The organism is Rubrivirga marina (assembly GCF_002283365.1).
Lineage (GTDB): Bacteria > Bacteroidota > Rhodothermia > Rhodothermales > Rubricoccaceae > Rubrivirga > Rubrivirga marina.
In genome coordinates, this window is sequence record NZ_MQWD01000001.1 from 3,197,249 (window position 1) to 3,219,235 (window position 21,987).

A 21,987-nucleotide genomic window follows, 5' to 3' on the forward strand; every position below is an offset into this window, starting at 1 on the left:
TCAGTGTTGGATTCAGGGTACGTGGTACGAGGTACGGGGCGGGCGCGACGCGGGGTGAGACCCCGAGCGCGCACCCAGTACCCTGACTCAGCCGAAGGCGACGTTGACGCCGCGCTCCTGGACGAGGTAGTCGATGATGAGGCGGGTCACGACGAGGGCCGTGAACAGCGACGTGAGGATGCCCGCCATCAGCGTCACGGCGAAGCCCTGGATCGGCCCGACGCCGAACGAGAACAGGATCACGCCGATCAGGAACGTCGTGATGTTGGCGTCGGCGATGGCCGAGAGGGCCTTGGAGAAGCCGCCGTCGACGGCCGCCTTGAGCGTCTTGCCGCTCTCCATCTCCTCCCGGATGCGCTCGAAGATGAGCACGTTGGCGTCGACCGCCATGCCGATCGTGAGGAGGATGCCGGCCATACCCGGCAGCGTCAGCGTGGCGCCGAAGCTGGCGAGGACGCCGAAGATGAACAGTACGTTCAGCAGGAGCGCCACGTTGGCCACGAGGCCCGCGCCGCGGTAGTAGATGGCCATGAACACGCACACGAGCACGAGGCCCACGAGCAGCGCCCGCGTGCCGGCCTTGATCGAGGCCTCGCCCAGGCTCGGCCCGACCGTCCGCTCCTCCACGATCGAGACCGGGGCCGGGAGCGCGCCCGACTTGAGGACGGTCACGATGTCGTCGACCTCCTGGCGGCTGAAGTTGCCCGTGATCTGCGTCCGCCCGTTCGGGATCCGCTCGTTGATCGTCGGGAACGTGTAGACGAGGTCGTCGAGGACGATGACGACGGGCTTGCCGCGGTTGGCGCCCGTGATCTGGCTCCACCGGCTCGCGCCGACGCCGTCCATCGTGATCGAGACCTGCGGGGCGTTCGTGTACGGGTCGAAGTCCGGGCCCGCGTCCGTGATCACCTCGCCCTGGAGCTCGACGCGCTGGTTGACGGCCACGAGGTAGTGGACGCCGTCGCCGTCGGCCGTCACGCCGGCGTCGGGGCCGGCCGTGAACAGGAACTCGACGCCCGGCGGGATGAGCCGGGCCGCGCCCGGCGCCGCGAGGAGCCGCGAGACCTCGGCCGTGTCGCTCTCGGCGACCTGCCCGACGATCGGCGAGTTCGACGACGGGTCGACCTGGATCCGCTGGAGGACGGCCGCGAGCGGGTTGCCGCCGGCCTCCTCGGACGGGTCGGCCCCGGCCGTGATGTCCCCGAGGTCGAGGACGTCGGCCGAGTCGGCGTCGCTGTCGGCGGTCGAGTCGGCCGAGGCGACCTGCGTGGCCGTCGTGTCGGCGTCGGCGGTCGCCGTCGGGTCCGCCTCGGCGTCCTCGCCGCCGTCCTCGTAGTAGGCGAACAGGTTGGCCGCGGCCTGCTGGACCTCGGCCGTCGGCGGCGTGAGGTGGAACGTGAGGCGGGCCGTGCCCTTCAGCAGCTCGCGGACGCGCTCCTCGTCGTCGACGCCCGGCAGCTCGACCACGATGCGGGACGTGCCCTGGCGCTGGATGAGCGGCTCGGTCACGCCGAACCGGTCGATCCGCTGCCGGATGATCTCCTCCGCGCGGACGAGCGCCTCCTCGACCTCCTCCTGGAGGTACGCCACGACGGCGTCGTTCTCGGAGCGGGCCGTGATGTCGGCGTCGGCGTTGCGGAAGTAGCGGGCCAGGCGCGTGCCGGGCCGCTCGGCCTCGACGGCGTTGGCGAAGAGCGTGACGAAGTTCTCGTCGGAGGTCACGGCCTGCTCGCTGGCCGCCGTGAGCGCGGCGTCGAACGTGTCGTCGGTCCGGTTGCCGGCCAGCTCGCGGAGGAGCGCGCCGGTCCCGACCTCGAGCGTCACGTGCATGCCGCCCTGGAGGTCGAGCCCGAGCTTGAGGGCCTCCTCCGACGTGGCCTGGAGGTCGTCCGCGTTCTCAGCCTCGTAGGCCTCGCGCTCGGCGGGGTCCATGGACGCGAGGTCGCGGTTGTTGAGGGAGTTCTGAATCGTCGGGAAGAGCTGCCACAGGGAGATGACGAGCAGCGCGCCGACGGCGAATAGCTTGAAGCCGTTGCCTTGCATAGGGATCGGGCGCCCATACGGACGCCGGGTTGGGTCTGGAGACACGCTCGTCCCCTTCGGACGAGCGCAAAAGCGAAAGTCGGATCGGGTCGGCCGTGAGGCCGGCGGCGCTAGGGCGCGCGCGGGCGCGACGACGGCGCCAGCGGGCGCGGCGGCGCGAGGTCGGCGGCCTCGGCGATCTCACCGACGGCCGCGATCGGGGCGACGACATCGGCGGCTGCGCCCAGAGCGGCCGCGGACGTCGAGGCGGGCGTGGCTAGCTTGGACGAGACGAACGCCTCGTCGTGGGCCGGCGGGAGGACGCCCGACATCGACGACTGGCCCAGCAGGTGGACCAGCGCCTCGACCGACACGTCGCCGACGGCGGCGGCGTAGGCCTCGGCGAAGACGACGAGCGGATCGGTACCGGCCTCGGCGTCGTGCGCCGCAGCGAGGGCGAGCTCGAACGCCTCTGCGTCGTCGATGACGACGGCCAGCGACGGCGCCCCGCCCTGTGCCCCCACGGCGGGCACCAACGGCACACCCAGCGCCGCGACGAGGGTCGCGGCGACGAGACGGCGGACAAAAGCGAGACGGTACGGGCGCACGGTGCCGAAGGCGACAGCGTGCAAACTAACGCAGGCCCCGTCCGGGCCGGGGTTCCCCCGGTGGGGAGTTCGCGGGAACTCCGTTCGCGAGACCTTCGACGACGGGCCTACGGGGTGACGTCGACGCCCTTCCAGAACGCCACGTGGTCCCGGATCTGGGCCGCCGCGTCCTTCGGCTCGCGGTAGATCCAGGCCGCCTTCTGGTTCACCTCGCCGTCTACGACCACGTCGAAGTAGCCGGCCGTCCCCTTCCACGGGCAAACCGACGTGTGGTCGGACTCACGGAGGTACTGCCGATCGAGTGCCGCTGGCGGGAAGTAGTGGTTGCCTTCCACCACGACGGTGTCGTCACTCTCGGCGATCGTGGCGCCGTTCCAGATGGCTTTCATGGGTCGCAGTTCGCTCGGGGGAGAGGGTCTCGACACCGGCCGGCCGCACCGGGATCCCCCACCTCGACGCCGAGGCGGACCGAGTCGGCACGGTCACCCCTCGTCTCGCTCCGCCCGGACGCCGGCCGAGACGTCGCGGGGCGGCGGGACCACGCAGAGGCGCCCGCCGCGGAACGGGTCCACGACGACCGGCACCCACTGGTACTGCCCGAGGTCGGCCCGCTCGCGGCCGAACCGCTCGGCGACGGCCGTTTTGAGGACCTCGTAGGCCTCGGGCCCGACCAGGATCGCGTGCGGCTCGCCCCCGGCGTCCTGGAGGTCGCGGACCTGCTGGTCGAGCGTGGCGAGGAAATCGGCGGGGTCGGGCGACGAGTCGAAGACGGTCATGAGGGGGAGATACCTTGCGGGACGCCCCTGGCGATCCATGACCCACGAGATCGGTTCCCTCATCGCGCCCGACGACGTGACGCTGTTCACGCGCCGCTGGACCCCCGACGGGCCCGTCCGGGGCGTCGTCGCCCTCGTCCACGGCATCCACGAGCACAGCGGACGGTACGCCTACGTCGCCAGCGCGCTCATGCGGCGGGGGTTCGCCGTCCACGCGCTCGACCTCCGCGGGCACGGCCGGTCGCACGGCACCCGCGGCCACGTCGACGACTTCGGCGAGTACGTCGACGACGTGCAGGCCCACCTCCTCGACGTCCGCAAACGGGTCGGCAGCGTGCCCCTCTTCCTCATGGGCCATTCGATGGGTGGGCTCGTGGTGGCCTCCTACGTCGTATCGAAGGGGACGGATGGGCTCGAGGGCGTAATCCTGTCCTCGCCCGCGATTCAGCTCCCCGACGACACGCCAGCCGTCCTCCAGAAGCTGGCGCCGCTCGTCGCCCGCTGGCTTCCGGCGGTCCCGGTGTCGAAGGTGGATCTGTCGCAGCTGTCGCACGACCCGACGGTGGCCCGGGCGTACGAGGAGGACCCGCTCAACACCGTCCGTGGCGTCCGGGCACGGACCGGGTACGAGATCCTCCGCGCCGGCGAGCGCGTCCGCCAGCACCCCGAGGCGTTCGACGTCCCGCTCTTTCTGTTCCACGGCACGGCCGACGCGATCACGGACCCGGCGGGGACGACGTGGCTCGCCGAGCACGCCGCCTCGGACGACGTGACGCTCCGCCTCTGGGCCGACCTCTTCCACGAGACGCTCAACGAGGTCGAGCGCGACGACGTCATCGCAGCCCTCGCCGACTGGCTCGAGGCCCACATGCCCGCCGAGGCGACCTGACCCGGCCCGCCTCGGGAGTCAGTCGGTGGGCCCCGGGAAGCTGTCGACGTACTCGATCTTGACGTCCGGGAAGCTCTCCACGAACGTGACCGTGTAGTCGGGGAAGTTCTCGACCATCTGGCATTCCCCGGGGTCGTCGGCGAAGCTGTCGACGAGTTGGACGCGGAGGTCGGGAAACGACTCGACAGCCTGGACCTCGCAGTCGGCGAAGCTTTCGACGACCTCAATCCTGCCGTACAGCTTCGCAGCTCCGGGGCAGTCGTCGCTCTCGGCGAACGGGCTGAGGAGGGCGATGATGAGCCAGAACGGGGTCATGGCGGTGCGGCTGGCGGCGCGTGTGCCCACGGCTGGAATCGAACCAGCGACCTGCGGTTTAGGAAACCGACGCTCTATCCCCTGAGCTACGTGGGCGTCCCGAAAAGATAGTCTGGCCGCATCAGGGGCGTCTCGGGGGCGCCCGGTAGCTTCCGGCGAATCCCCGCTCCCCGAATGCCCGAGCCCTCCCCCCCCGCCGACAAAAAGGCCATCTGGGCCTGGTCGCTCTACGACTTCGCCAACTCGTCGTTCACGACGCTCGTCATCACGTTCATCTACGCGACGTTTTTCGTGAAGGGCATCGCGCCGGACGAGACGACAGGCTCGGTGCTGTGGTCGTGGGGCGTCGTGACGCCGACGGCGGTCGCGGTCGCCCTCCTCTCCCCACTCCTCGGCGCCCTCGCAGACCGGACGGCGACCCGGAAGCGGGCCTTGTTCATCACGACGACGATCACGGTCCTCGGGACCGCCCTCCTGTTCTTCCCCCAGCGTGGGGACGTAGTCGGGGCCATCCTGCTCGTCGTCGTCGCCAACATCGCGTTCGAGATCGGGCAGGTCTTCTACAACGCGTTCCTTCCCGAGATCGCCCCACCCGACATGATCGGGCGCGTCTCGGGCTGGGGCTGGGCGCTTGGGTACGTCGGCGGGCTGCTGTGCATGGGGCTCGCCCTCGCGTTCGTGATGCCCGAGACGGCGCCGTTCGGGCTCGACAAGGCGACCGGCGAGCACGTCCGCGTGACGAACCTGATCGTGGCCGGATGGTTCGCGCTCTTCGCGATCCCGGCGTTCCTCGTGCTCCGCGAGCCGCCTGCGGCCGAGCCGCCTGCCAAGAACTTGATCCGCGCGACGTTCGGCGAGCTCGGCGAGACGTTCCGCCAGATCCGCGACTACCGGCAGATCGTGCGGCTCCTCGTCGCCCGGCTGTTCTACAACGACGGCCTCGTGACCATCTTCGCGATGGGCGGCATCTTCGCGGCGACCGCCTACGGGTTCGACGAGACCGAAATCCTCTTGTTCGGGATCGTGCTCAACGTCGCGGCCGGGATCGGGGCGTTCGGGTTCTCGTTCCTCGACGACGCCATCGGCGGGAAGCGGACCATCTTCATCTCGCTGGGCCTGCTCGCGATTGCCACACTCGTCGCCGTGTTCGGGCCGACGAAGACGTGGCTCTGGGGCGCGGGCGTCCTCATCGGCATCGCGTCGGGGCCGAACCAGGCGGCGAGCCGGTCGCTCCTCGGGCGGTTCGTGCCGGAGGACAAGGAGACAGAGTTCTACGGCTTCTTCGCCTTCTCGGGCAAGGCTACCGCCTTCATCGGGCCGGTCATGTTCGGGCTGCTGACGGCCGTGTTCGGAACCGAGCGGGCCGGCGTGGGCTTCGTGCTCGTGCTGTTCGCCCTCGGCGCCTTCTTCCTCACCCGCGTCGACGAAGCCGAGGGCCGGGCCACCCGCCTCGCCTCCCAGACCGCCGCATGACCGTCGCCGACGTCGTTTCGACCCTCCACGCCTGGGCCCCGCCCGGCCAGAAAGCCGACTTCGACCGCGTTGGGCTCCAGGTCGGCGACCCGGCCGCCTACGTAGATCGGGTCCTCGTCGCGCTCGACCTCACGCCGCAGGTCGTCGACGAGGCCGCCGAGGCGGGCGCGCAGCTCATCGTCACGCACCACCCGTTGCTGTTCAAGCCCGTCGGGCGCGTGACGGCCAACGACCCGGTGGGCTCGCTGGCGTGGCGGCTCGGCCGGGCCGGCATCAGCTACGTCGCGATCCACACGAACCTCGACGCGGCACGTGGCGGCGTGTCGTTCGCCCTCGCAGAGCAACTCGGGATCCGAGACTCTCAGATCCTGGCCCCACTCGACGGCGTGATGCGGAAGGTCGTCGTGTTCGCCCCGCGAGAGGCCGCCGACGCGGTTCGGCAGGCGCTGACGGAGGCCGGGGCCGGCGAGATCGGCGACTACCGCGCGTGCTCGTTCACGGGCGACGGGACGGGCCGCTTCCGTCCGGAGGCCGGCGCCTCCCCCCACCTCGGCATGGTCGGCGAGGACACCGAGGCGGACGAGGTGCGGATCGAGGCGGTCGTGCCCCAGTGGGCCGTCGGTGCTGTCCGGCGTGCCGTGGCGGCGGCGCACCCCTACGAGGAGCCCGCGCTCGACATCTACCCGTTGGAGGGCCGCGCGACGCGGCAGGGCTACGGCGTGGTCGGCCGCCTCGACGCGCCCGAGCGCCTCCCCGCGTTCCTCGCCCGCGTCCGCGACGCGCTCGGCGCCGGAGCGCTCCGCTATGTCGGCGACGACGACCAGACGGTCGAACGCGTGGCCGTCTGTGGCGGCGCCGGCCTGTCCTTCCTCCCCGCCGCCCTCGCGGCCGGCGCCGACGCCTACGTCACGGCCGACGTGACCTACCACCGCTTTTTCGAAGCACTCGACACCGAGGGGCGTCCGAGAATGGCGCTCGTCGACGCCGGCCACTACGAGACCGAGGCGATCACCGAACGGCTGATCGCCGACCGGCTCCGCGCCGAGCACCCCGAGTTGGCGGTCGACGTCACGGCGACGCGGACGTCGCCGATGCGGACGTTCACGGGGGCGTAACGCCCACAATTCGCCTCCCTCTCAAAACCGGGCGCCCGTTGGGGAGGTACCCTACCGGACTCCCAACGCGCACGCACCTCATGGCGACCGACACCACGACGATCGAGGACCAGCTCCGAGCCCTCGTCCGTCTCCAGATCATCGACACCAAGATCGACCAGCTCACGAAGCTCCGGGGCGACCTCCCCGAGGAGATCCAGGACCTGGAGGACGAGCGGGCGGGCCTCAACACGCGCCTCAATAAGATCGACCAGGACAAGAAGGAGGCCGAGGTCCAGAAGAAGAAGCTGAAGCTCGACATCGCCGAGAGCGAGGGGCTGATCCGGAAGTACGAGGAGCAGCAGCTCCAGGTGCGCAACAACCGCGAGTACGACGCGCTCACGAAGGAGATCGAGGCCCACCGCCAGCGGATCCAGACGGCCTACGAGGAGATCGAGCGGTACGACAACCTCGACGAGAACACGGCCGAGACGGTCGAGGGCGCCGACGACACGCTGAAGGAGCTCGAGGCGCGGATCGCGGAGAAGCGCGTGGAGCTCGACCGGGTGGTCGAGGAGACGAAGACCGAGCAGGACCAGTACGAGGAGCAGCGCGCCGAGGCCGCCGAGGCCATCGACGAGCGCTACCTCCGCGCCTACGAGCGGCTCCGGACGCGCGTCCGCGACGGCCGCGCCGTGGTCCCGATCGAGCGCGGCGCCGCCGCCGGGTTCATGATCCCGCCGCAGCGCCAGGTCGAGGTCCGCCAGCGGGACCGGATCATCGTCTCGGAGCACGACGGGCGGATCGTGGTCGATGAGGCGCTCTTCGACGAGGTCTCCGCCGAGGCCTAACCCCCTCCGCCTCGACGCCGAGGCGAGCGAACTCACGAGATCCCCGAGCGGGCGCTGGCGCGAAGGCCGGCGCCCGCTCGTTTCTTAGGGGCGCGCCGGCCGGGCCGCCGCCCCGGGAGCGGTTCTTCGGAATCGGGTCCCGGGGAGGAACGTCCGGACACCGCAGGGCACCGTGCTTCCTAACAGGAAGGCGCTGACGCTTCGGCGTCGGTGACGGCACGTGCAACAGAAAACAGACCAGCCGATGGCTGACGGCTCGCGCCGCCGGCACAGGTGATGGGTGAAACGGTGGGGTAAGAGCCCACCAGCGCGGGCGGCGACGTCCGCGGCTGGGCAAACCCCACGGGGTGCAAGGCCACGCAGCGTCCGCCCCGGCTCCGGCCGGGAAAGGGTGCCCGCCCGAGGACGCGGGTAGGCCGCTCGAGGCCGCCGGCGACGGCGGTCCCAGATAGATGGCGGCACAGCGCCGCGGCTCCGACGGCCGCGGCGCGGACAGAATCCGGCGTACAGGCCGGCGCGCAGTCGGCACGAAGCCTCGCCTCCGGGCGGGGCTTCGTCGTTCCAGGCCTGTCCCTTCCGAGCCCGAGGTCGCCAGCCTCGTCGGTCGAGCGGACACAAAAAAGCCGCCCGGCGTGTCTGCCGGGCGGCTTCGGTCGGGAACGCGGAGGCTACTCCTGCGTCGGCGGGACGTCGGGGGCCGTCGGCGTGGCCGGGTTCGCCGTCGGGAGCTCGCCGCCCTGGGCCGGGGCCTCGATCGGCGCCGGGGCCGCCGAGGGGAGCTCGCCCGCCCGCTCCTGAAGGATCGACCCGCCGCCGCCCGCTCGCGGGATGAAGAACGTCGTGATGAGGCAGAGCGCGAGGAAGGTCCAGCCGAGCGACCACGTGGCCTTCTCGAGGAAGTCGGGCGCCTGCCGCGCGCCGAGGATCTGGGTCGTCTGGCCGCCGCTGGCGATACCGGCGAGCCCGCCGCCCTTGCCGCTCTGCAGCAGGACGGTGATGCCCATCAGGATGGCGATGATGAGGATCAGGACGATCAGGAAGTAGAACACGGCGTCGGTCGCGTGTGGAGGGTCGGAACGGCCAAACTAGCGCCCTGCACCGGGGCCGCCCACGCCGACGCCGCCCAACTCCTGTGAAGACGGCGTCACCCCTCCCGCCTCGGCGCCGAGGCGGGCTCAGTCGAGATCCCGCGCGTCGACCACAGCGGCCGCCAGGAGGAGCGCCACGCACGACTTGGCGTCCTCGATCTCGCCCCGCCGCGCCATCGCGGCGGCTTCGGCGAACGGCATCCGAAACGGCTCGACGAACTCGTCGTCGTCGACGTGCTCCTCCGTTCGCGACAGGCCCTCGGCGAGGAACAGGTGGATCGTCTCGTCGGAATAGCCGATCGCGGGGAACGTCTGCCCGAGGCGGGTCCACGCGGCGGCCTCGACGCCCGCCTCCTCCGCCAGCTCGCGCTTCGCCACGTCCAGCGCTTCCTCACCGTCGGAGTCGAACTTCCCGGCGGGGACCTCCCAGAACTCGCGCCCCGGGCCGAACCGGTACTGCCGCAGCAGGATCACCCGGCCCTCGTCGTCGATCGGCACGACGGCCGAGGCGCCCGGGTGTTTGATCCACTCTCGGCCGGAGGTCTCGCCGTTCGGCAGGCGGACCTCGTCTCGGCGGACGTCCAGCAGGACGCCGTCGTAGACCTGTTCGGAGCGGAGCGAGCGTTCGGTGAGGTCCATGCTAGAGCGAGCGGAGCGCCCGGCTGGCGGCGACTTTCAGGGGGTCGACGGCCGGCGCGACGGGGGGGTTGTAGACGAGGTCGAGGTCTTCGGCCAGCTCGCGGACGGTGCTGCCGCGGATGACGAGCGGGACGAGGACGTTGGCCCGGAGCGCGGCGCCCTCGGCCCCGACGACCTGGCCGCCGAGGATCCGGCCGGTCCGCCGCTCGACCACGAGGCGGACGTCGATGGGCGAGGCGCCCGGGAAGGCCTTCGTCCGGCTCACGTGCCGGATGTCGGTCGCGAACGCGTCGAGGCCGGCGCCTTTCGCGCGCTGCATCGACAGACCGACCGACCCGACCTCGACGCCGAACGCGCGGACGGCAACGGCGCCCGCGAACGGCCGGAATCGGTCGCTGCCGGGTTTCGCCACGTTGCGCGCCGCGACACGTGCGGTCCGCCGCGCCGTGGTGGCGAGGGGCCAGAGGACGCGGCGGCCGTCGGGGGCGCGGGGAATCTGGACGAGGTCGCCGCAGGCCCAGACGTGGCGGTGCGACGTCCGCATCTCGTCGTCGACCGTCACGCCGCCCATGTCGCCGAGCCGGAGGCCGGCCGCCTCGGCGAGCTCGGCGCGAGGCTCGACGCCGACCGACACGATCAGCATCTGGCACCCGACGATCTCGCCGCGGTCGGTGCGCACGGCGCGGACGCGGCCCCGGTCGTCGGTCAGCACCTCAGTCGCACGCTCCGGCCGAACGAGCACGCCGGCCCCGCGGACGGCTCGGTCCATGAGGTCACTCGCCTCGCACGCGACGGCGCCCCCAAGCACGCGGCCCTTCGGGTCGAGGATCGTCGCCCGGAGGCCGCGCTCGCGCATCGCCTCCGCCATCTCCAGCCCGATGTAGCCGCCCCCCGCGACCACGACGTGGCGGACGTCCTCGGTGTCGAGCCACCGTCGGATCTGCTCGGTGTCGACGAGGTCGCGGACCGTGAACACGCCTGCGGCCTCCTCCCCGTCGACGCCGAGGCGGCGGGCCCGGGCGCCGGTCGCGAGGACGAACCGGTCGAACGCCTCCTCCCTCGTGGACCCGAAGTCGAGCGCCTCGACCGTCAGCCGGCCGCGCGCGGGGTCAAGCGCGGTCACGCGGTGGCGGATGCGGACCTCGACCCCGCGCGTCCGCTCCATCTCCGCGGGCGAGACGACGACCAGGTCCACCGACGGGTCGATGACCCCGCCGATGAGGTACGGCATCTCGCAGGTCCCGACTGAGATGTTCGGCCCCTCCTCGAACAGGACGACCTCGGCGTCGGGTGCTCGGCGCTTGGCCTCGGCGGCGGCGGCCGGGCCCGCGGCGAGGCCTCCGATGATGGCGATCCGCATGGCTACCGCGGCTCGGGCCAGCGCACGCGTCGTCGGCAGGCGGGTCGTCTCGTCATGCGGTCGGTCCAGGGGGCGGGAGGTCCCGCGTGGGACCCGTCGGGCGGTGGCGGGTTTCGTCGGGGCTCAGGCCGAGGCCGGATCGAAGGCCTCGCCCCGCTCCTGGCTCTCGACGTCGAACGTCCGGTAGTCACACGTCAACTCCTCTCCCGCCGCGATGTCGCGGTTGGCGACGGTCTGCCCGTCGGGCTCGTCGCAGTTCGGGTGGTCGGAGTGGTTCATGAACTTGGCCGTGTCGCCGCAGAGGACGTAGCGGCCGTCGACGTCGAGGTAGGTCCAGGCGCGGAGCCTCGACTGGTACGGCTCCGGGAACGCCGCGAGGTCGTCCGCCTCGATGCGCCAGTCGACGCCCTCGGTGAACTCCCACAGGACGGTGCCAGCCGGGATCGGGTCGACGGCGAACACGCCCGTGCCGTGGATGGCGCTGGGCTTGAGCTGGGTTGGAATCAGAAACATGGTGGGGTGAGGAAAGGCGGCGGAACGTACTGCGCGCCAGCCGGCCGGCCCGCCCCGGCGACGCCCTATTTCGAGGCCCCCTCGGACCGCTCCAAGACGTACTGAAAAATGAGCGGGGCGACGATCGTGGCGTCGCTCTCGATGAGGAACCGCGGGGTGTCCTCCGCCAGCTTGCCCCAGGTGATCTTCTCGTTCGGGACCGCGCCGGAGTACGAGCCGTAGCTCGTGGTCGAGTCGGAGATCTGGGCGAAGTAGCTCCACAGCGGCGTCCGCCGGTCCATGTCCTGCTCCAGCATCGGGACGACGCAGATCGGGAAGTCGCCCGCGATGCCGCCCCCGATCTGGAAGAACCCGATGCCCGGTCCGTCACTGTTGTCCGTGTACCAGTCGGCGAGCCACGTCATGAACTCGATCCCGTGCTTGACGAGGTGAGGGCTCGACACGTCGCCCTGGAGCACGTGCGCGGCGAAGATGTTGCCCGTCGTCGAGTCCTCCCAGCCCGGCGTGACGATGGGCAGGTCGCGCTCGGCGGCGGCCGCGAGCCACGAGTCCTCGGGGTCGATCTGGTAGTGCTCCTCCAGGCGGCCGGACCGGAGGATCCGGTAGAGCACCTGGTGCGGGAAGAGGCGCTCGCCCTCGGCCTCCATCCGCCGCCACTCGTCGAGGAGCGCGTCTTCGAGACGCCGGAACGCCTCCTCCTCGGGGATGCACGTGTCCGTCACGCGGTTCATGCCCCGCTCGAGGAGGGCCTGCTCGTCGGCCGGCGTGAGGTCGCGCCAGTTCGGGATCCGCTCGTAGTGGTCGTGCGCCACGAGGTTGAACAGGTCCTCTTCGAGGTTGGCGCCCGTGCACGAGATGATGTCGACGTGGCCCCGTCGGATCATCTCGGCGAGCGACAGGCCCAGCTCGGCCGTGCTCATGGCGCCCGCGAGGGCGACGAGCATCTTGCCCCCGCCGTCGACGTGGGCCCGGTACCCCTCGGCGGCGTCGACGAGCGCGGCGGCGTTGAAGTGGCGGTAGTGGTGGCGGACGAAGTCCGAGATCGGGCGGCTCATAGGGAGGGGTGCGGGACCGTGCGAGGACTTGCCCGGGTGCCGACTCGTTCCGCCTCGGGCCCGAGGCGGGCGTGCGCGCGGCGGGATTCCCACAGACTTGGGCGCCGCGAAGGGCCGCGGGCGGGACCTTCCGCGCCTCCGATTCGTCGGCCCTTTTGCACGCCGTCCCCCACCCTGTGTCCGACCTCGCCCCCTCCCCCCTCTCCGACGCCGTCGAGGACCTCGACGCCCCCGACGCCTGGACGCCGGCCGACGCCGAGGCGCTGTATCACATGCCGGCCTGGGGCGAGGGCTTCTTCGGCGTCAACGACGACGGGAACGTCTGCGCCCGCCCCGACGCCGCGCGCGACGGCCACATCGACCTCGCGGCCGTCGTCGACGAAGTCGTCGCGGGCGGGCTCCCGCTCCCGGCCGTCATCCGCTTCCAGGACATCCTCGCGGCGCGCGTCCAGGCGCTGAACGCCGCGTTCCGACAGGCCGCCGAGGACGCCGAGTACGGCGGCGGCTACACGTCGGTCTACCCGGTCAAGGTGAACCAGCTCCGCGAGGTGGTCGACGAGATCGTCGAGGCGGGGCGGCCGTTCGGGAGCGGGATCGAGTGCGGCTCCAAGGCCGAGCTCGTCGCGACGCTCCCGCGGCTGGAGTCCGACGACATGCTGTGCCTCGTCAACGGCTACAAGGACGCGGCGATGCTCCGCCTCATCCTGACCTTCCAGCGACTCGGCCGAAAGGTGCTGCCGATCGTCGAGAAGGCGTCCGAGTTCGAGCAGATCTTGAAGCTCTCGGACGACGCGGGGCAGGCGCCGGCGTTCGGCGTCCGCGTCAAGCTGGCGGCCGTCGCGCCGGGGCCGTGGACGAAGTCGGGCGGGAGCCTCTCGAAGTTCGGCGTGAGCTTGCCCGAGTTGGTGGCGCTCGCGGACCGCCTGATCGAGGAGGGGCGGCCGGAGGCGCTCCGGCTCCTCCACTTCCACCTCGGCAGCCAGATCGGCGACGTCGCGGCCCTCAAGCACGCAGTCCGCGAGATCGCCCGCGTCTACGCCGGGCTCGTCCGGCGCGGGCTGACGCCCGAGTACCTCGACGTCGGCGGCGGGCTCGGCGTCAACTACGACGCGCTCCCGCTCGGCGCCGGCGCCGGCGGCGTCGACTACTCCGTCCAGGAGTATGCCAACGCCGTCGTCTACGCCGCCAAAGAGGTGTGCGACGCCGAGGGCGTGCCCGAGCCCCGCCTCGTGACCGAGAACGGCCGCGCCGTGACGGCCCACCACTCCGTCCTCGTGGTCGACGTCCTCGGCGCGACGCGCAAGCCGGACGTGGCCGACGACTTCGAGCTCCCGAAGGGCGCCCACCCGGTCGCAGGCGAGCTCGACGCGCTCCGCGAGACGGCGGCCTCGGCACGCGGATTGGGCGAGCTGCTGGAGGTGCTCCACGACGCGAACGAGTCGCGCGAGAAGGCCCACGCCCTCTTCCAGTACGGCTACCTCGACCTCGACGCCGCCGCCCTCGCTGAGCGCCTCTACTGGGCCGTCTGCCGCCTCATCCACGAGCGCGTCGAGGCGGCCGGACCGGAGTGGGCGCCGCCCGAGCTCGACGCCCTCGGCGACGCCCTCGCCGACCAGCTCCTGTGCGACTTCTCGGTGTTCCAGTCGCTCATGGACCACTGGGCCCTCGGCCAGCGCTTCCCCATCATGCCCATCGCCGGGCTCGACCAGGAACCCACGCGCCGCGCCCGACTCGTCGACATCACGTGCGACTCGGACGGCGAGATCGCCAAGTTCGTCGCGCCGGAGGGCGCGCGACGCGCGCTCGAAGTCCACGACCTCCCGACCGGTCCGCCGGACGAGCCGTACCGCCTCGGCGTGTTTCTGGTGGGGGCGTATCAGGACATCCTCGGCGACGCGCACAACCTGTTCGGTGGGGTCAGTGAGGCGCACGTGTACCTCGACGAGGACGAGCCCTCGGGCTACTACGTCGAGGAAACGATCCGCGGGACGACCGTCGAGGAGATGCTGGCGCGGGTCCAGTACTTCCCGTCCGACCTCCAGGCGCGCGTCCAGACGCTCCTCCGCGAGAAGGCCCGCGCGGGCGTGGTCCGCCCGAAGGAGGCCCAGGCCATCCTCGCCGACTACCGCGCGTTCTTCCCCCAGACGACGTACCTCGACCCGACGTGAGCTCGGAGTCCAAGGGTTCTCCTGCCGAACCCGAGACGCCGAATCCCGACCGCTGACCCCATGCCCGACACCGTTTCCCTCGGCCTCGTCCAGATGGCGATGTCGACCGACCGCGACGCCAACCTCGCCCGAGCGAAGGAGCTGGTCCGCGAGTGCGCCGCCGAAGGCGCGCAGGTCGTCTGCCTGCCCGAGTTGTTCCTCTCGCCGTACTTCTGCAAGACGGAGAGCACGGAGCCGTTCGGCTGGGCCGAGCCGATCCCCGGCCCGACGACGGAGGCGCTGGAGCCCCTGGCGAAGGAGCTCGACGTCGTGATCGTGGCGTCCCTGTTCGAGAAGCGCGCCCGGGGCCTCTACCACAACACGGCGGCCGTCATCGACGGGCCGCACGGGTATGCGGGCAAGTACCGGAAGATGCACATCCCGGACGACCCGCTCTACTACGAGAAGTACTACTTCGCGCCCGGCGACCTCGGGTTCAAGTCGTGGCGGACGACGCGCGGCGACCTCGGCGTGCTCGTCTGCTGGGACCAGTGGTACCCCGAGGCGGCCCGGGCCACGGCGCTCCAGGGCGCCGACGTCCTGTTCTACCCGACGGCCATCGGCTGGCACCCGAGCGAGAAGGACTCGCACGGGGACGCGCAGCGCGAGGCGTGGATCACCATCCAGCGGTCGCACGCCGTCGCCAACGGCGTCTACGTCGTCGCCGTCAACCGGACCGGGTTCGAGCCGGTGACGCTCGACGACCCCGACGCCGAGCGCGAGGGGCGCGGCATCCAGTTCTGGGGCTCGTCGTTCATCGTCGGGCCCGACGGCCAGATCCTCAGCCAGCTCGGCGAGGAGGACGAGGGCGTGCTCGTGGTCGAGGCCGACCTCGGCGCCATCGACGAGCAGCGCCACGGGTGGCCGTTCCTCCGGGACCGCCGTGTGGACGCCTACGGCGACATCGGCCAGCGCTACGGGAGCTGATGGCCGAGCGCACCCCGACGCTGGGCTCGCCGGCCGCCCGCGGCTTCCGCCGCCGCGCCGAGTGGGAGCCCCACGACTGCACGTGGCTCGTGTGGCCCCACTGCGAGGACACGTGGCCGGGCTACGTCCTCGACGAGCGCGTCGCGCCGTCGTACGTGGCCATGGTCGACGCCCTCCGCCTCGGCGAGACCGTGCGCGTGATCGTGCAGAGCGAGGACCACGCCGAGGAAGTCCGCCAGCGGCTGGCGGCGTCGGGCATCGCGGCGGTCCGCGAGTCGCCCGAGGCGGACGCGGCCGTGCGGCTCCACGTCTGGCCGACCGACGACGAGTGGATCCGCGACTTCGGCGCGCTCGTCGTGCGGAACGCGGCCGGCGACCGGCTCGCGACCGACTGGGTCTTCAACGCCTGGGGCGGGAAGTACGACCGGACGGAGCAGAACAACACGGTGCCGGTGCTCATGGCGGAGGCGCACTGCCTCGAACGGGAGCCGTACGACGTGGTGCTCGAAGGTGGGTCCGTCGACGTCAACGGCGCCGGGCTGGCGCTGACGACAGAGAGCTGCCTCCTCAACCCGAACCGGAACCCGGAGTTGAGCCGTGACGAGGTCGAGCAGTTGCTCCTCAACGGCCTGGGCATCCAGGAAACCATCTGGCTCGGCGACGGCATCGCCGGCGACGACACGGACGGCCACGTCGACGACTTCGCCCGGTTCGTCGGCGAGCGGACCGTCGTGGTGGCGCAGGAGCCGGATGCGGGCGACGTCAACCACGAGCCGCTGGAGGAGGCCGTCGGCCGGCTCCGCGCCTGGCGCGGGCGCGATGGCCGCGGCCTCGAGGTGGTCGAGCTCCCAATGCCGCCCGCGCTCTTCGAAGGCGACGAGCGGCTGCCGGCGAGCTACGCCAACTTCCTGATCGCCAACGCCGCCGTGCTGATGCCGTCGTTCGACGTCCCGCAGGACGACGCGGCGGCGGCCGTCCTGGAGCGCGTGACCGGCCGGCCCGTCGCGCGGATCCCGGCGCGGGCGCTCGTCTGGGGCCTCGGCGCGTGCCACTGCCTCAGCCAGGACGTGCCCGCGTAGTCCGGGCCGCGGCGTGACGGACCGCCGTCACTGCCGGGCACGACGTTGCCCGGCTGGCGTACGACCGCCCCCGCCTCGACGACATGACCGACGCCCTCGCCGACAAGCTCGCCCACCTCCCGACCCAGCCCGGCGTCTACCAGCACAAGGACGCCGACGGGACGGTCATCTACGTCGGGAAGGCCAAGAACCTCCGCAGCCGCGTCCGGAGCTACTTCCAGGAGGGCCGCCCGCGCGAGGCCAAGACGGAGGCGCTCGTCAAGAAGATCGCCGACGTCGAGGTCATCGTGACCGACACCGAGGCGGAGTCGCTCCTCCTCGAGGACAACCTCATCAAGCGGCTCAAGCCCCGCTACAACGTCCTGCTGAAGGACGACAAGAGCTACCCCTTCATCTGCGTCAAGAACGAGCGGTTCCCTCGCGTCTTCCCCACCCGGAAGGTGCGGAAGGACGGCTCGCTCTACTTCGGCCCGTACACGGACGCGAAGGCCATGAAGCTGGTGCTCAAGACGATCAAGGACCTGTTCAAGCTGCGGTCGTGCTCGCTCAACCTCAACCCGGCGGCCATCGAGGCGGGCAAGTACCAGCCCTGCCTCGACTACCACATCCAGCGGTGCGCCGCGCCGTGCGTCGGGTACGAGACCGAGGCGCACTACAACGGCACCATCGAGCAGATCAAGACGCTCCTCAACGGCAAGACGCGCGAGCTCACGGACCTCTTGAAGGACGAGATGCAGCGGCTCGCGGCCGAGAAGAAGTTCGAGGAGGCCGCCGAGTACCGCGACCGGCTCCGCGCGATCGAGACGTACGCCCAGAAGCAGAAGGTCGTGACCGACCCCGAGGTCGACCGCGACCTGTTCGCGCTCGCCCTCGACCGCGAGGCCGACGCCGGCGTGGGCGTCCTGTTCAAGGTCCGCGAGGGCAAGATCATCGGGCGGACCCACAAGATCCTCCGCGGCATCGAGGGCGTCGAGGACGGCGAGCTCCTCCAGCGGACCGTCGAGGCCTACTACGCCAACGCCCAGTTCTATCCCAACGAGGTGTACCTCGCGAGCGAGCTGGCAGAGCCGTCGGCCGTCGAGGAGCTGCTGCGCGACAAGAAGGGCCGGAAGGTCGAGGTCCGCACGCCCCAGCGCGGCGAGAAGGTGGACCTGATGAACATGGTCGAGGCCAACGCGAGGCTCCTTCTCAGCGAGTGGAAGCTGCAGCAGGAGAAGCGCGAGGAGGACCGGATCCCGCGGAGCGTGCTCAGCCTCCAACGCGACCTCCGCCTCAAGAACCCGCCCCGGCGGATCGAGTGCTTCGACATCTCCCACCTCGGCGGGACCGGGACCGTGGCCAGCTGCGTCGTCTTCCAGGACGGCCGCCCGCGCAAGAGTGACTACCGGACCTACAAGATCCGGACGGTCGAGAGCGGCAAGCCGGACGACTTCCAGTCGATGCGCGAGGTCGTCGAGCGGCGCTACGCGCGGCTGCTCGAGGAGAACGGGCCGTGGCCGGACCTCGTGATCATCGACGGCGGGAAGGGCCAGCTCTCGTCGGCCGTCGAGTCGCTGCGGCGGGTGGACGTGTACGGCAAGTTCCCGGTCGTCGGGCTGGCGAAGCGGCTCGAGGAGGTGTTCGTCCCCGGCGAGAGTGGGTCGACGATGATCCCGCGAACGTCGTCGTCGCTCCGCCTGATCCAGCGTGTCCGCGACGAGGCCCACCGGTTCGCCGTTACGGCCCAGCGGAAGCAGCGGCGGATCAAGGACCTCCGGAGCGAGCTCCTCGACATCCCGGGCGTCGGGGCGAAGACGGCCAAGAAGCTCCTCACGCAGCTCGGCAGCGTGAAGGCGGTGAAGGCGGCGAGCGAGGACGAGATCGCCGCGGTCACGGGACCCGCGGTCGCGCGCGCCATCCGCCAGCACTACGACACGCCAGACGAAAAGCCCGAGGCGGACTGATCCGTCGCCGGATCTCCCCGCCTCGGCGGAACGCTGGGGTCACTCGACGCGGCGACAGAACGGTCTCGTTCCGCATCGGCACGGCGTTGAGAGGACGGTGCGACAGACATCCGGTCTTCCCCATGCGCCGCCGCCTGATCGCCGTCTTCGTCGCCCTCGACGGGCTCTGTGCCCTGGCCTCGCCCCTGCTGGCGCCGGCCCTCCTGCCGAGCCCCCAGCCAGAGTCGACGTACGTGGAGATCGCCGGGATGTGCGTCGAGGAAGCACCGGACCTCGGCGCCGGCCTGGGGGGCCGACTCGTCGACATGTCGTTCTGCGCGGGGGCGTAGACCGACAGAGTTCGCACCGGGAGCGCCCCGGGCCGCTTGTGGTGGGCGGCCCGGGGCGTTCTTCTTTTGGTTGCGCTCGTCGGGGGAGGCGGCGACCTTGCCGGCCCCTCTCCCGCCCTTCATGCTCAACTACATCTGGGCCGGCCTCATCATCATCAGCCTCGTGTTCGCGCTGGCCGCCGACACGCGCGACCTGCTGCAGGACACGTACCGGAACGACGCGCCGCTGCCGGTCCGCGTCGAGTTCGACCGGCCGTACGACGCCGAGGCCCCCCGCCAGCCCGCGCGCCTCGTCATCGACTCGACGGCGTTCCAGGCGTTCTACGGGCTCGACGAGGGGGCGCCGGAGGCCAGCTACGAGGCGCGCGTCCGCCGGACGGAAAGCGGAGGGCTTGAGCTCGTCCTCGCCGACGCCGAGGCCGCGCTGCCCGCACCGCTCGACGCGATCCGGGACGCGACGAACCCCGGCGAGGGCATCCTCCAGGGCGAGCTCGTCGGGCTCCGGCTCGCGCCAGACGGGGCGGCGGCCACCGGCGGACTCCGCTTCCTGCCGGTCCGGTTCGTCAAGCTCGGCGCCATCACGGCGGCGGCCATCGAGTTCGCCGAGGTCGCCGTGACCATCGCCATCGGCCTGATCGGGGTGCTGGTCCTGTTCCTCGGGCTGAGCCGGATCGCCGAGGATGCCGGCATCATCCACGCGCTCGTGAAGCTGGTCCGGCCCGTGCTCGGGCCCCTCTTCCCCGAGATCCCCAAGGACCACCCGGCCATGGGGATGATCGCGCTCAACATGGCCGCGAACATGTTCGGGTTGGGGAATGCCGCGACGCCGTTCGGCATCAAGGCCATGGAGGAGATGCAGGAGCTGAACCAGACCCCGGACACGGCGACCAACTCGATGGCCATGTTCCTGGCGATCAACACGGCGAGCGTCCAGCTCATCCCGCCGGTCACGCTCATCGCCATCATCGGGCTCGAGACGAACAACGTCTACTTCCCGATCCTCTTCACGACGGCCGGCTCCCTCGCGATTGCCATCGTCGCGACGAAGCTGCTGCAGCGGCTCCCGCGCTACCGCGCGACCGACCCCGCCCGCCTCGACGCCGACGCGGCCCCCACCCCCGACGCCGCCTGACCCATGGACGTCTTCCGCGAGTTCATCAGCGCCGCCTCCGTCTTCGTGCTCCCGGCGATGATCGTCGGGATCCCACTCTACGGGCTGTTCAAAAAGGTCCCCGTCTACGAGTCGTTCGTCGAGGGCGGCAAGGAGGGGTTCGGCCTCGCCGTCCGCATCATCCCGTACCTCGTGGCCATCCTGTTCGCGATCGGGATGTTCCGGGCGTCCGGCGCGATGGAGGCCCTCTCCAGCTTCTTGAGCCCCGTGCTCGCGCTCATCGGGATGCCGGCCGAGGTCTTGCCGATGGCCATCGTCCGCCCGCTGACGGGCTCGGGCTCGGTCGCCATCGTGGCCGACCTCGCGGCCCGCTTCGGCGAGTCGTCGATGATCACCCGGATGGCCTCGACCATGTTCGGCTCGACGGAGACGACGTTCTACGTGATCGCCGTCTACTTCGGGGCCGTCAACGTGAGCAAGACGCGCCACGCGCTCCCCGCCGGCCTCATCGCCGACGTGGCGGCCATGCTGCTGGCGGTCTGGATGTGCCTCCTCTTCTTCGGCGGCTGACGCTCACGCGACGACGCCCCGGATCGCCAACTCCAGCGTCGCGAGGTGGACGCGGACGGCGTCCGCCAACGGCACGCAGCGGAGGCCGAGGTCGTCCACGAGCGGCCCGAGGTCGGCGCCCTCGGCGGCGGCCTCGACGAGGGCGGGCGTCCGCTCTCTCCACGTGTGAAGGAGGGCGGGCACGCCGGGCTCGTGCTCGTAGTCGGCGGCGAGTTGGAAGAGCGGGAGCTCGGTGACGATGCGGAGCGGGTCGCCGCCGGCCTCGGCGGCCTGGTCCATCGACGCGTTGTGAAACCGCGCCGCCGTCTCCGGATCGCCGGACCGCTCGAAGTGGGCGCGCATCGCGGCGCCGGACGGCGTCGTCCAGAACCCGGGACCCGCGTAGTCGAAGCCCTTGTCGTCGTCGCGGTCGTGGTCGTGGAGCCGGAGGCCGACGGCTCCGGCCGCCTCGGCGAGTCCGTGGCGGAGCGCATCGGTCTCGGGCCGGTCGAGCCAGCCCCGCTCAACGAGGAGGAGTGCCCCCTCTGAAAACCCCATGCCGTGTAGGCTCGCGTGGAGCGCGACGGGACCGTCGCCGAAGAGGAACGCCGTCGCCGCGGCGTTCTCGGGGCGCATCGCGGGATACCCATACTCGACGTCGCGCCCCGGCAACTCCCGGCGGCGTCCGCGCAGGAACGCCGCCAGCGTCTCGTGCGGGCGCCCCACGTCCCACGCCTCGATCCACGGCCAATTGCGCGCCTCGCCGTCCGGGTTGACGTGTGGGACGATGCGGAACGTGACCTCGCCCCAGAGCTCTTCGAGGCCTCCCCCCTCGGCGCCCCAGTCGCGGGCGGCCAGCCCTTCCAATACGAGCGTCCGCAGCGTCTCCGGGCCCACGGGCTCGTCGGCGTGCGCGCCGGCGACGAGGGTGACGAGTCGCGGGCCGTAGCCGAGCGCGACGCCCGCGATCGGCCGCCCCTCCTCGCTCTCACCGATCGTCTCGAACGTCGCGAGGTCGGGGTTCTGCTCACAGGCCGACCGGAGGTCGTCGAACACGTCGGCGGACGTGCGGAAGCGGAGGTCGTCGGTGTCGAGGTCGGCGAGCGTCATGGCGGCTGAACCCGCCGGGGCGGCGTGGGGTTCAGGTCTGCCCTCTCCC

Annotated in this window: 22 protein-coding genes, 1 tRNA gene and 1 other RNA gene; 12 read left to right on the forward strand and 12 right to left on the reverse strand. The window is 71.3% G+C overall.

Features of this window, described 5'->3' with window-relative positions; translation table 11 throughout:
* Positions 1 to 87 precede the first annotated feature (87 nt).
* The 4 genes from secD to BSZ37_RS13525 form a co-directional block, all read right to left on the reverse strand.
* The gene (secD, locus tag BSZ37_RS13510; RefSeq protein WP_095511057.1) at positions 88 to 2,043 is read right to left on the reverse strand and encodes a protein translocase subunit SecD; all 1,956 of its coding nucleotides are present in this window, start codon (positions 2,041 to 2,043) and stop codon (positions 88 to 90) included.
* A 110-nt stretch (positions 2,044 to 2,153) separates the two neighbouring features.
* Positions 2,154 to 2,630, reverse strand: coding sequence for a hypothetical protein (locus BSZ37_RS13515; protein WP_095511058.1), 477 nt, complete (start codon positions 2,628 to 2,630; stop codon positions 2,154 to 2,156).
* Between the two features lie 107 nt (positions 2,631 to 2,737).
* Positions 2,738 to 3,019 (reverse strand): DUF427 domain-containing protein, encoded by a 282-nt coding sequence (locus BSZ37_RS13520; protein ID WP_095511059.1) that lies wholly within the window; start codon positions 3,017 to 3,019, stop codon positions 2,738 to 2,740.
* 93 nt (positions 3,020 to 3,112) lie between these two features.
* Positions 3,113 to 3,406 carry a family 4C encapsulin nanocompartment shell protein gene (locus tag BSZ37_RS13525; protein ID WP_095511060.1) on the reverse strand — a complete coding sequence of 98 codons (294 nt, stop codon included), beginning with the start codon at positions 3,404 to 3,406 and terminating at the stop codon, positions 3,113 to 3,115.
* Positions 3,407 to 3,443: 37 nt separating this feature from the next.
* Between BSZ37_RS13525 and BSZ37_RS13530 the strand changes: the two genes are divergently transcribed.
* Complete coding sequence (locus BSZ37_RS13530; protein WP_179299637.1) at positions 3,444 to 4,295, forward strand: alpha/beta hydrolase; 852 nt, start codon at positions 3,444 to 3,446, stop codon at positions 4,293 to 4,295.
* Positions 4,296 to 4,313: 18 nt separating this feature from the next.
* Here the strand turns inward: BSZ37_RS13530 and BSZ37_RS13535 are convergent, their stop codons facing one another.
* Positions 4,314 to 4,610, reverse strand: a complete 297-nt coding sequence (locus tag BSZ37_RS13535) for a 7(1) septoil knot domain-containing protein (protein ID WP_143537663.1) — start codon at positions 4,608 to 4,610, stop codon at positions 4,314 to 4,316.
* Positions 4,611 to 4,633: 23 nt separating this feature from the next.
* Positions 4,634 to 4,706 (reverse strand) — tRNA-Arg (locus tag BSZ37_RS13540).
* A gap of 78 nt (positions 4,707 to 4,784) precedes the next feature.
* On the opposite strand from BSZ37_RS13540, the gene BSZ37_RS13545 reads away from it, so the two are divergent.
* The 4 genes from BSZ37_RS13545 (at position 4,785) to rnpB (ending at position 8,551) form a co-directional block, all read left to right on the forward strand.
* Complete coding sequence (locus BSZ37_RS13545) at positions 4,785 to 6,083, forward strand: MFS transporter (protein ID WP_095511063.1); 1,299 nt, start codon at positions 4,785 to 4,787, stop codon at positions 6,081 to 6,083.
* A complete protein-coding gene (locus BSZ37_RS13550; protein ID WP_095511064.1) occupies positions 6,080 to 7,198 on the forward strand; it encodes a Nif3-like dinuclear metal center hexameric protein in 1,119 nt (372 codons plus the stop codon). The genes BSZ37_RS13545 and BSZ37_RS13550 overlap by 4 nt, the downstream gene beginning before the upstream one ends.
* An 80-nt stretch (positions 7,199 to 7,278) precedes the next feature.
* Positions 7,279 to 8,028, forward strand: a complete 750-nt coding sequence (locus tag BSZ37_RS13555; protein WP_095511065.1) for a zinc ribbon domain-containing protein — start codon at positions 7,279 to 7,281, stop codon at positions 8,026 to 8,028.
* Positions 8,029 to 8,119: 91 nt separating this feature from the next.
* Positions 8,120 to 8,551: RNase P RNA component class A (gene rnpB / locus BSZ37_RS13560), an RNA gene on the forward strand.
* A gap of 145 nt (positions 8,552 to 8,696) precedes the next feature.
* Here rnpB and secG read toward each other — a convergent pair.
* The 5 genes from secG to BSZ37_RS13585 form a co-directional block, all read right to left on the reverse strand.
* Positions 8,697 to 9,077 (reverse strand): preprotein translocase subunit SecG, encoded by a 381-nt coding sequence (gene secG, locus BSZ37_RS13565; RefSeq protein ID WP_095511066.1) that lies wholly within the window; start codon positions 9,075 to 9,077, stop codon positions 8,697 to 8,699.
* A gap of 126 nt (positions 9,078 to 9,203) precedes the next feature.
* Positions 9,204 to 9,755, reverse strand: a complete 552-nt coding sequence (locus tag BSZ37_RS13570; protein WP_095511067.1) for an NUDIX domain-containing protein — start codon at positions 9,753 to 9,755, stop codon at positions 9,204 to 9,206.
* A 1-nt stretch (position 9,756) separates the two neighbouring features.
* A complete protein-coding gene (locus BSZ37_RS13575) occupies positions 9,757 to 11,115 on the reverse strand; it encodes an FAD-dependent oxidoreductase (RefSeq protein WP_095511068.1) in 1,359 nt (452 codons plus the stop codon).
* 123 nt (positions 11,116 to 11,238) lie between these two features.
* Positions 11,239 to 11,628: an SET domain-containing protein gene (locus BSZ37_RS13580; protein ID WP_095511069.1), complete on the reverse strand. Its 390-nt coding sequence runs from the start codon at positions 11,626 to 11,628 to the stop codon at positions 11,239 to 11,241.
* Positions 11,629 to 11,693: 65 nt separating this feature from the next.
* Positions 11,694 to 12,683: a deoxyhypusine synthase family protein gene (locus BSZ37_RS13585; protein ID WP_095511070.1), complete on the reverse strand. Its 990-nt coding sequence runs from the start codon at positions 12,681 to 12,683 to the stop codon at positions 11,694 to 11,696.
* Between the two features lie 176 nt (positions 12,684 to 12,859).
* On the opposite strand from BSZ37_RS13585, the gene speA reads away from it, so the two are divergent.
* The 7 genes from speA (at position 12,860) to BSZ37_RS13620 (ending at position 20,849) form a co-directional block, all read left to right on the forward strand.
* The gene (gene speA / locus BSZ37_RS13590) at positions 12,860 to 14,851 is read left to right on the forward strand and encodes a biosynthetic arginine decarboxylase (protein ID WP_218830501.1); all 1,992 of its coding nucleotides are present in this window, start codon (positions 12,860 to 12,862) and stop codon (positions 14,849 to 14,851) included.
* A gap of 60 nt (positions 14,852 to 14,911) precedes the next feature.
* Positions 14,912 to 15,817: a carbon-nitrogen hydrolase gene (locus tag BSZ37_RS13595; RefSeq protein ID WP_095511071.1), complete on the forward strand. Its 906-nt coding sequence runs from the start codon at positions 14,912 to 14,914 to the stop codon at positions 15,815 to 15,817.
* The gene (locus tag BSZ37_RS13600; RefSeq protein ID WP_095511072.1) at positions 15,817 to 16,896 is read left to right on the forward strand and encodes an agmatine deiminase family protein; all 1,080 of its coding nucleotides are present in this window, start codon (positions 15,817 to 15,819) and stop codon (positions 16,894 to 16,896) included. Before BSZ37_RS13595 ends, BSZ37_RS13600 begins: the two co-directional genes overlap by 1 nt.
* 83 nt (positions 16,897 to 16,979) lie before the next feature.
* Positions 16,980 to 18,839: an excinuclease ABC subunit UvrC gene (gene uvrC, locus BSZ37_RS13605; protein WP_095511073.1), complete on the forward strand. Its 1,860-nt coding sequence runs from the start codon at positions 16,980 to 16,982 to the stop codon at positions 18,837 to 18,839.
* A 122-nt stretch (positions 18,840 to 18,961) separates the two neighbouring features.
* Positions 18,962 to 19,168, forward strand: coding sequence for a hypothetical protein (locus BSZ37_RS22070; protein ID WP_095511074.1), 207 nt, complete (start codon positions 18,962 to 18,964; stop codon positions 19,166 to 19,168).
* Between the two features lie 121 nt (positions 19,169 to 19,289).
* The gene (locus BSZ37_RS22670; RefSeq protein ID WP_095511075.1) at positions 19,290 to 20,300 is read left to right on the forward strand and encodes a nucleoside recognition domain-containing protein; all 1,011 of its coding nucleotides are present in this window, start codon (positions 19,290 to 19,292) and stop codon (positions 20,298 to 20,300) included.
* Positions 20,301 to 20,303: 3 nt separating this feature from the next.
* The gene (locus BSZ37_RS13620) at positions 20,304 to 20,849 is read left to right on the forward strand and encodes a spore maturation protein (protein ID WP_095511076.1); all 546 of its coding nucleotides are present in this window, start codon (positions 20,304 to 20,306) and stop codon (positions 20,847 to 20,849) included.
* 3 nt (positions 20,850 to 20,852) lie between these two features.
* Here BSZ37_RS13620 and BSZ37_RS13625 read toward each other — a convergent pair whose 3' ends face one another.
* A complete protein-coding gene (locus tag BSZ37_RS13625; protein ID WP_095511077.1) occupies positions 20,853 to 21,938 on the reverse strand; it encodes a M14 family zinc carboxypeptidase in 1,086 nt (361 codons plus the stop codon).
* Positions 21,939 to 21,987: the final 49 nt, after the last annotated feature.

Excerpts from the sequence above, each read along its gene's own strand:
- secD (WP_095511057.1), bottom strand. The coding sequence starts at position 2,043 with ATGCAAGGCAACGGCTTCAAGCTATTCGCCGTCGGCGCGCTGCTCGTC.
- BSZ37_RS13520 (WP_095511059.1), bottom strand. The coding sequence starts at position 3,019 with ATGAAAGCCATCTGGAACGGCGCCACGATCGCCGAGAGTGACGACACC.
- BSZ37_RS13525 (WP_095511060.1), bottom strand. The coding sequence starts at position 3,406 with ATGACCGTCTTCGACTCGTCGCCCGACCCCGCCGATTTCCTCGCCACG.
- BSZ37_RS13530 (WP_179299637.1), top strand. The coding sequence starts at position 3,444 with ATGACCCACGAGATCGGTTCCCTCATCGCGCCCGACGACGTGACGCTG.
- BSZ37_RS13535 (WP_143537663.1), bottom strand. The coding sequence starts at position 4,610 with ATGACCCCGTTCTGGCTCATCATCGCCCTCCTCAGCCCGTTCGCCGAG.
- BSZ37_RS13545 (WP_095511063.1), top strand. The coding sequence starts at position 4,785 with ATGCCCGAGCCCTCCCCCCCCGCCGACAAAAAGGCCATCTGGGCCTGG.
- BSZ37_RS13550 (WP_095511064.1), top strand. The coding sequence starts at position 6,080 with ATGACCGTCGCCGACGTCGTTTCGACCCTCCACGCCTGGGCCCCGCCC.
- BSZ37_RS13555 (WP_095511065.1), top strand. The coding sequence starts at position 7,279 with ATGGCGACCGACACCACGACGATCGAGGACCAGCTCCGAGCCCTCGTC.
- BSZ37_RS13570 (WP_095511067.1), bottom strand. The coding sequence starts at position 9,755 with ATGGACCTCACCGAACGCTCGCTCCGCTCCGAACAGGTCTACGACGGC.
- BSZ37_RS13575 (WP_095511068.1), bottom strand. The coding sequence starts at position 11,115 with ATGCGGATCGCCATCATCGGAGGCCTCGCCGCGGGCCCGGCCGCCGCC.
- BSZ37_RS13580 (WP_095511069.1), bottom strand. The coding sequence starts at position 11,628 with ATGTTTCTGATTCCAACCCAGCTCAAGCCCAGCGCCATCCACGGCACG.
- BSZ37_RS13585 (WP_095511070.1), bottom strand. The coding sequence starts at position 12,683 with ATGAGCCGCCCGATCTCGGACTTCGTCCGCCACCACTACCGCCACTTC.
- BSZ37_RS13595 (WP_095511071.1), top strand. The coding sequence starts at position 14,912 with ATGCCCGACACCGTTTCCCTCGGCCTCGTCCAGATGGCGATGTCGACC.
- BSZ37_RS13600 (WP_095511072.1), top strand. The coding sequence starts at position 15,817 with ATGGCCGAGCGCACCCCGACGCTGGGCTCGCCGGCCGCCCGCGGCTTC.
- uvrC (WP_095511073.1), top strand. The coding sequence starts at position 16,980 with ATGACCGACGCCCTCGCCGACAAGCTCGCCCACCTCCCGACCCAGCCC.
- BSZ37_RS22070 (WP_095511074.1), top strand. The coding sequence starts at position 18,962 with ATGCGCCGCCGCCTGATCGCCGTCTTCGTCGCCCTCGACGGGCTCTGT.
- BSZ37_RS22670 (WP_095511075.1), top strand. The coding sequence starts at position 19,290 with ATGCTCAACTACATCTGGGCCGGCCTCATCATCATCAGCCTCGTGTTC.
- BSZ37_RS13620 (WP_095511076.1), top strand. The coding sequence starts at position 20,304 with ATGGACGTCTTCCGCGAGTTCATCAGCGCCGCCTCCGTCTTCGTGCTC.
- BSZ37_RS13625 (WP_095511077.1), bottom strand. The coding sequence starts at position 21,938 with ATGACGCTCGCCGACCTCGACACCGACGACCTCCGCTTCCGCACGTCC.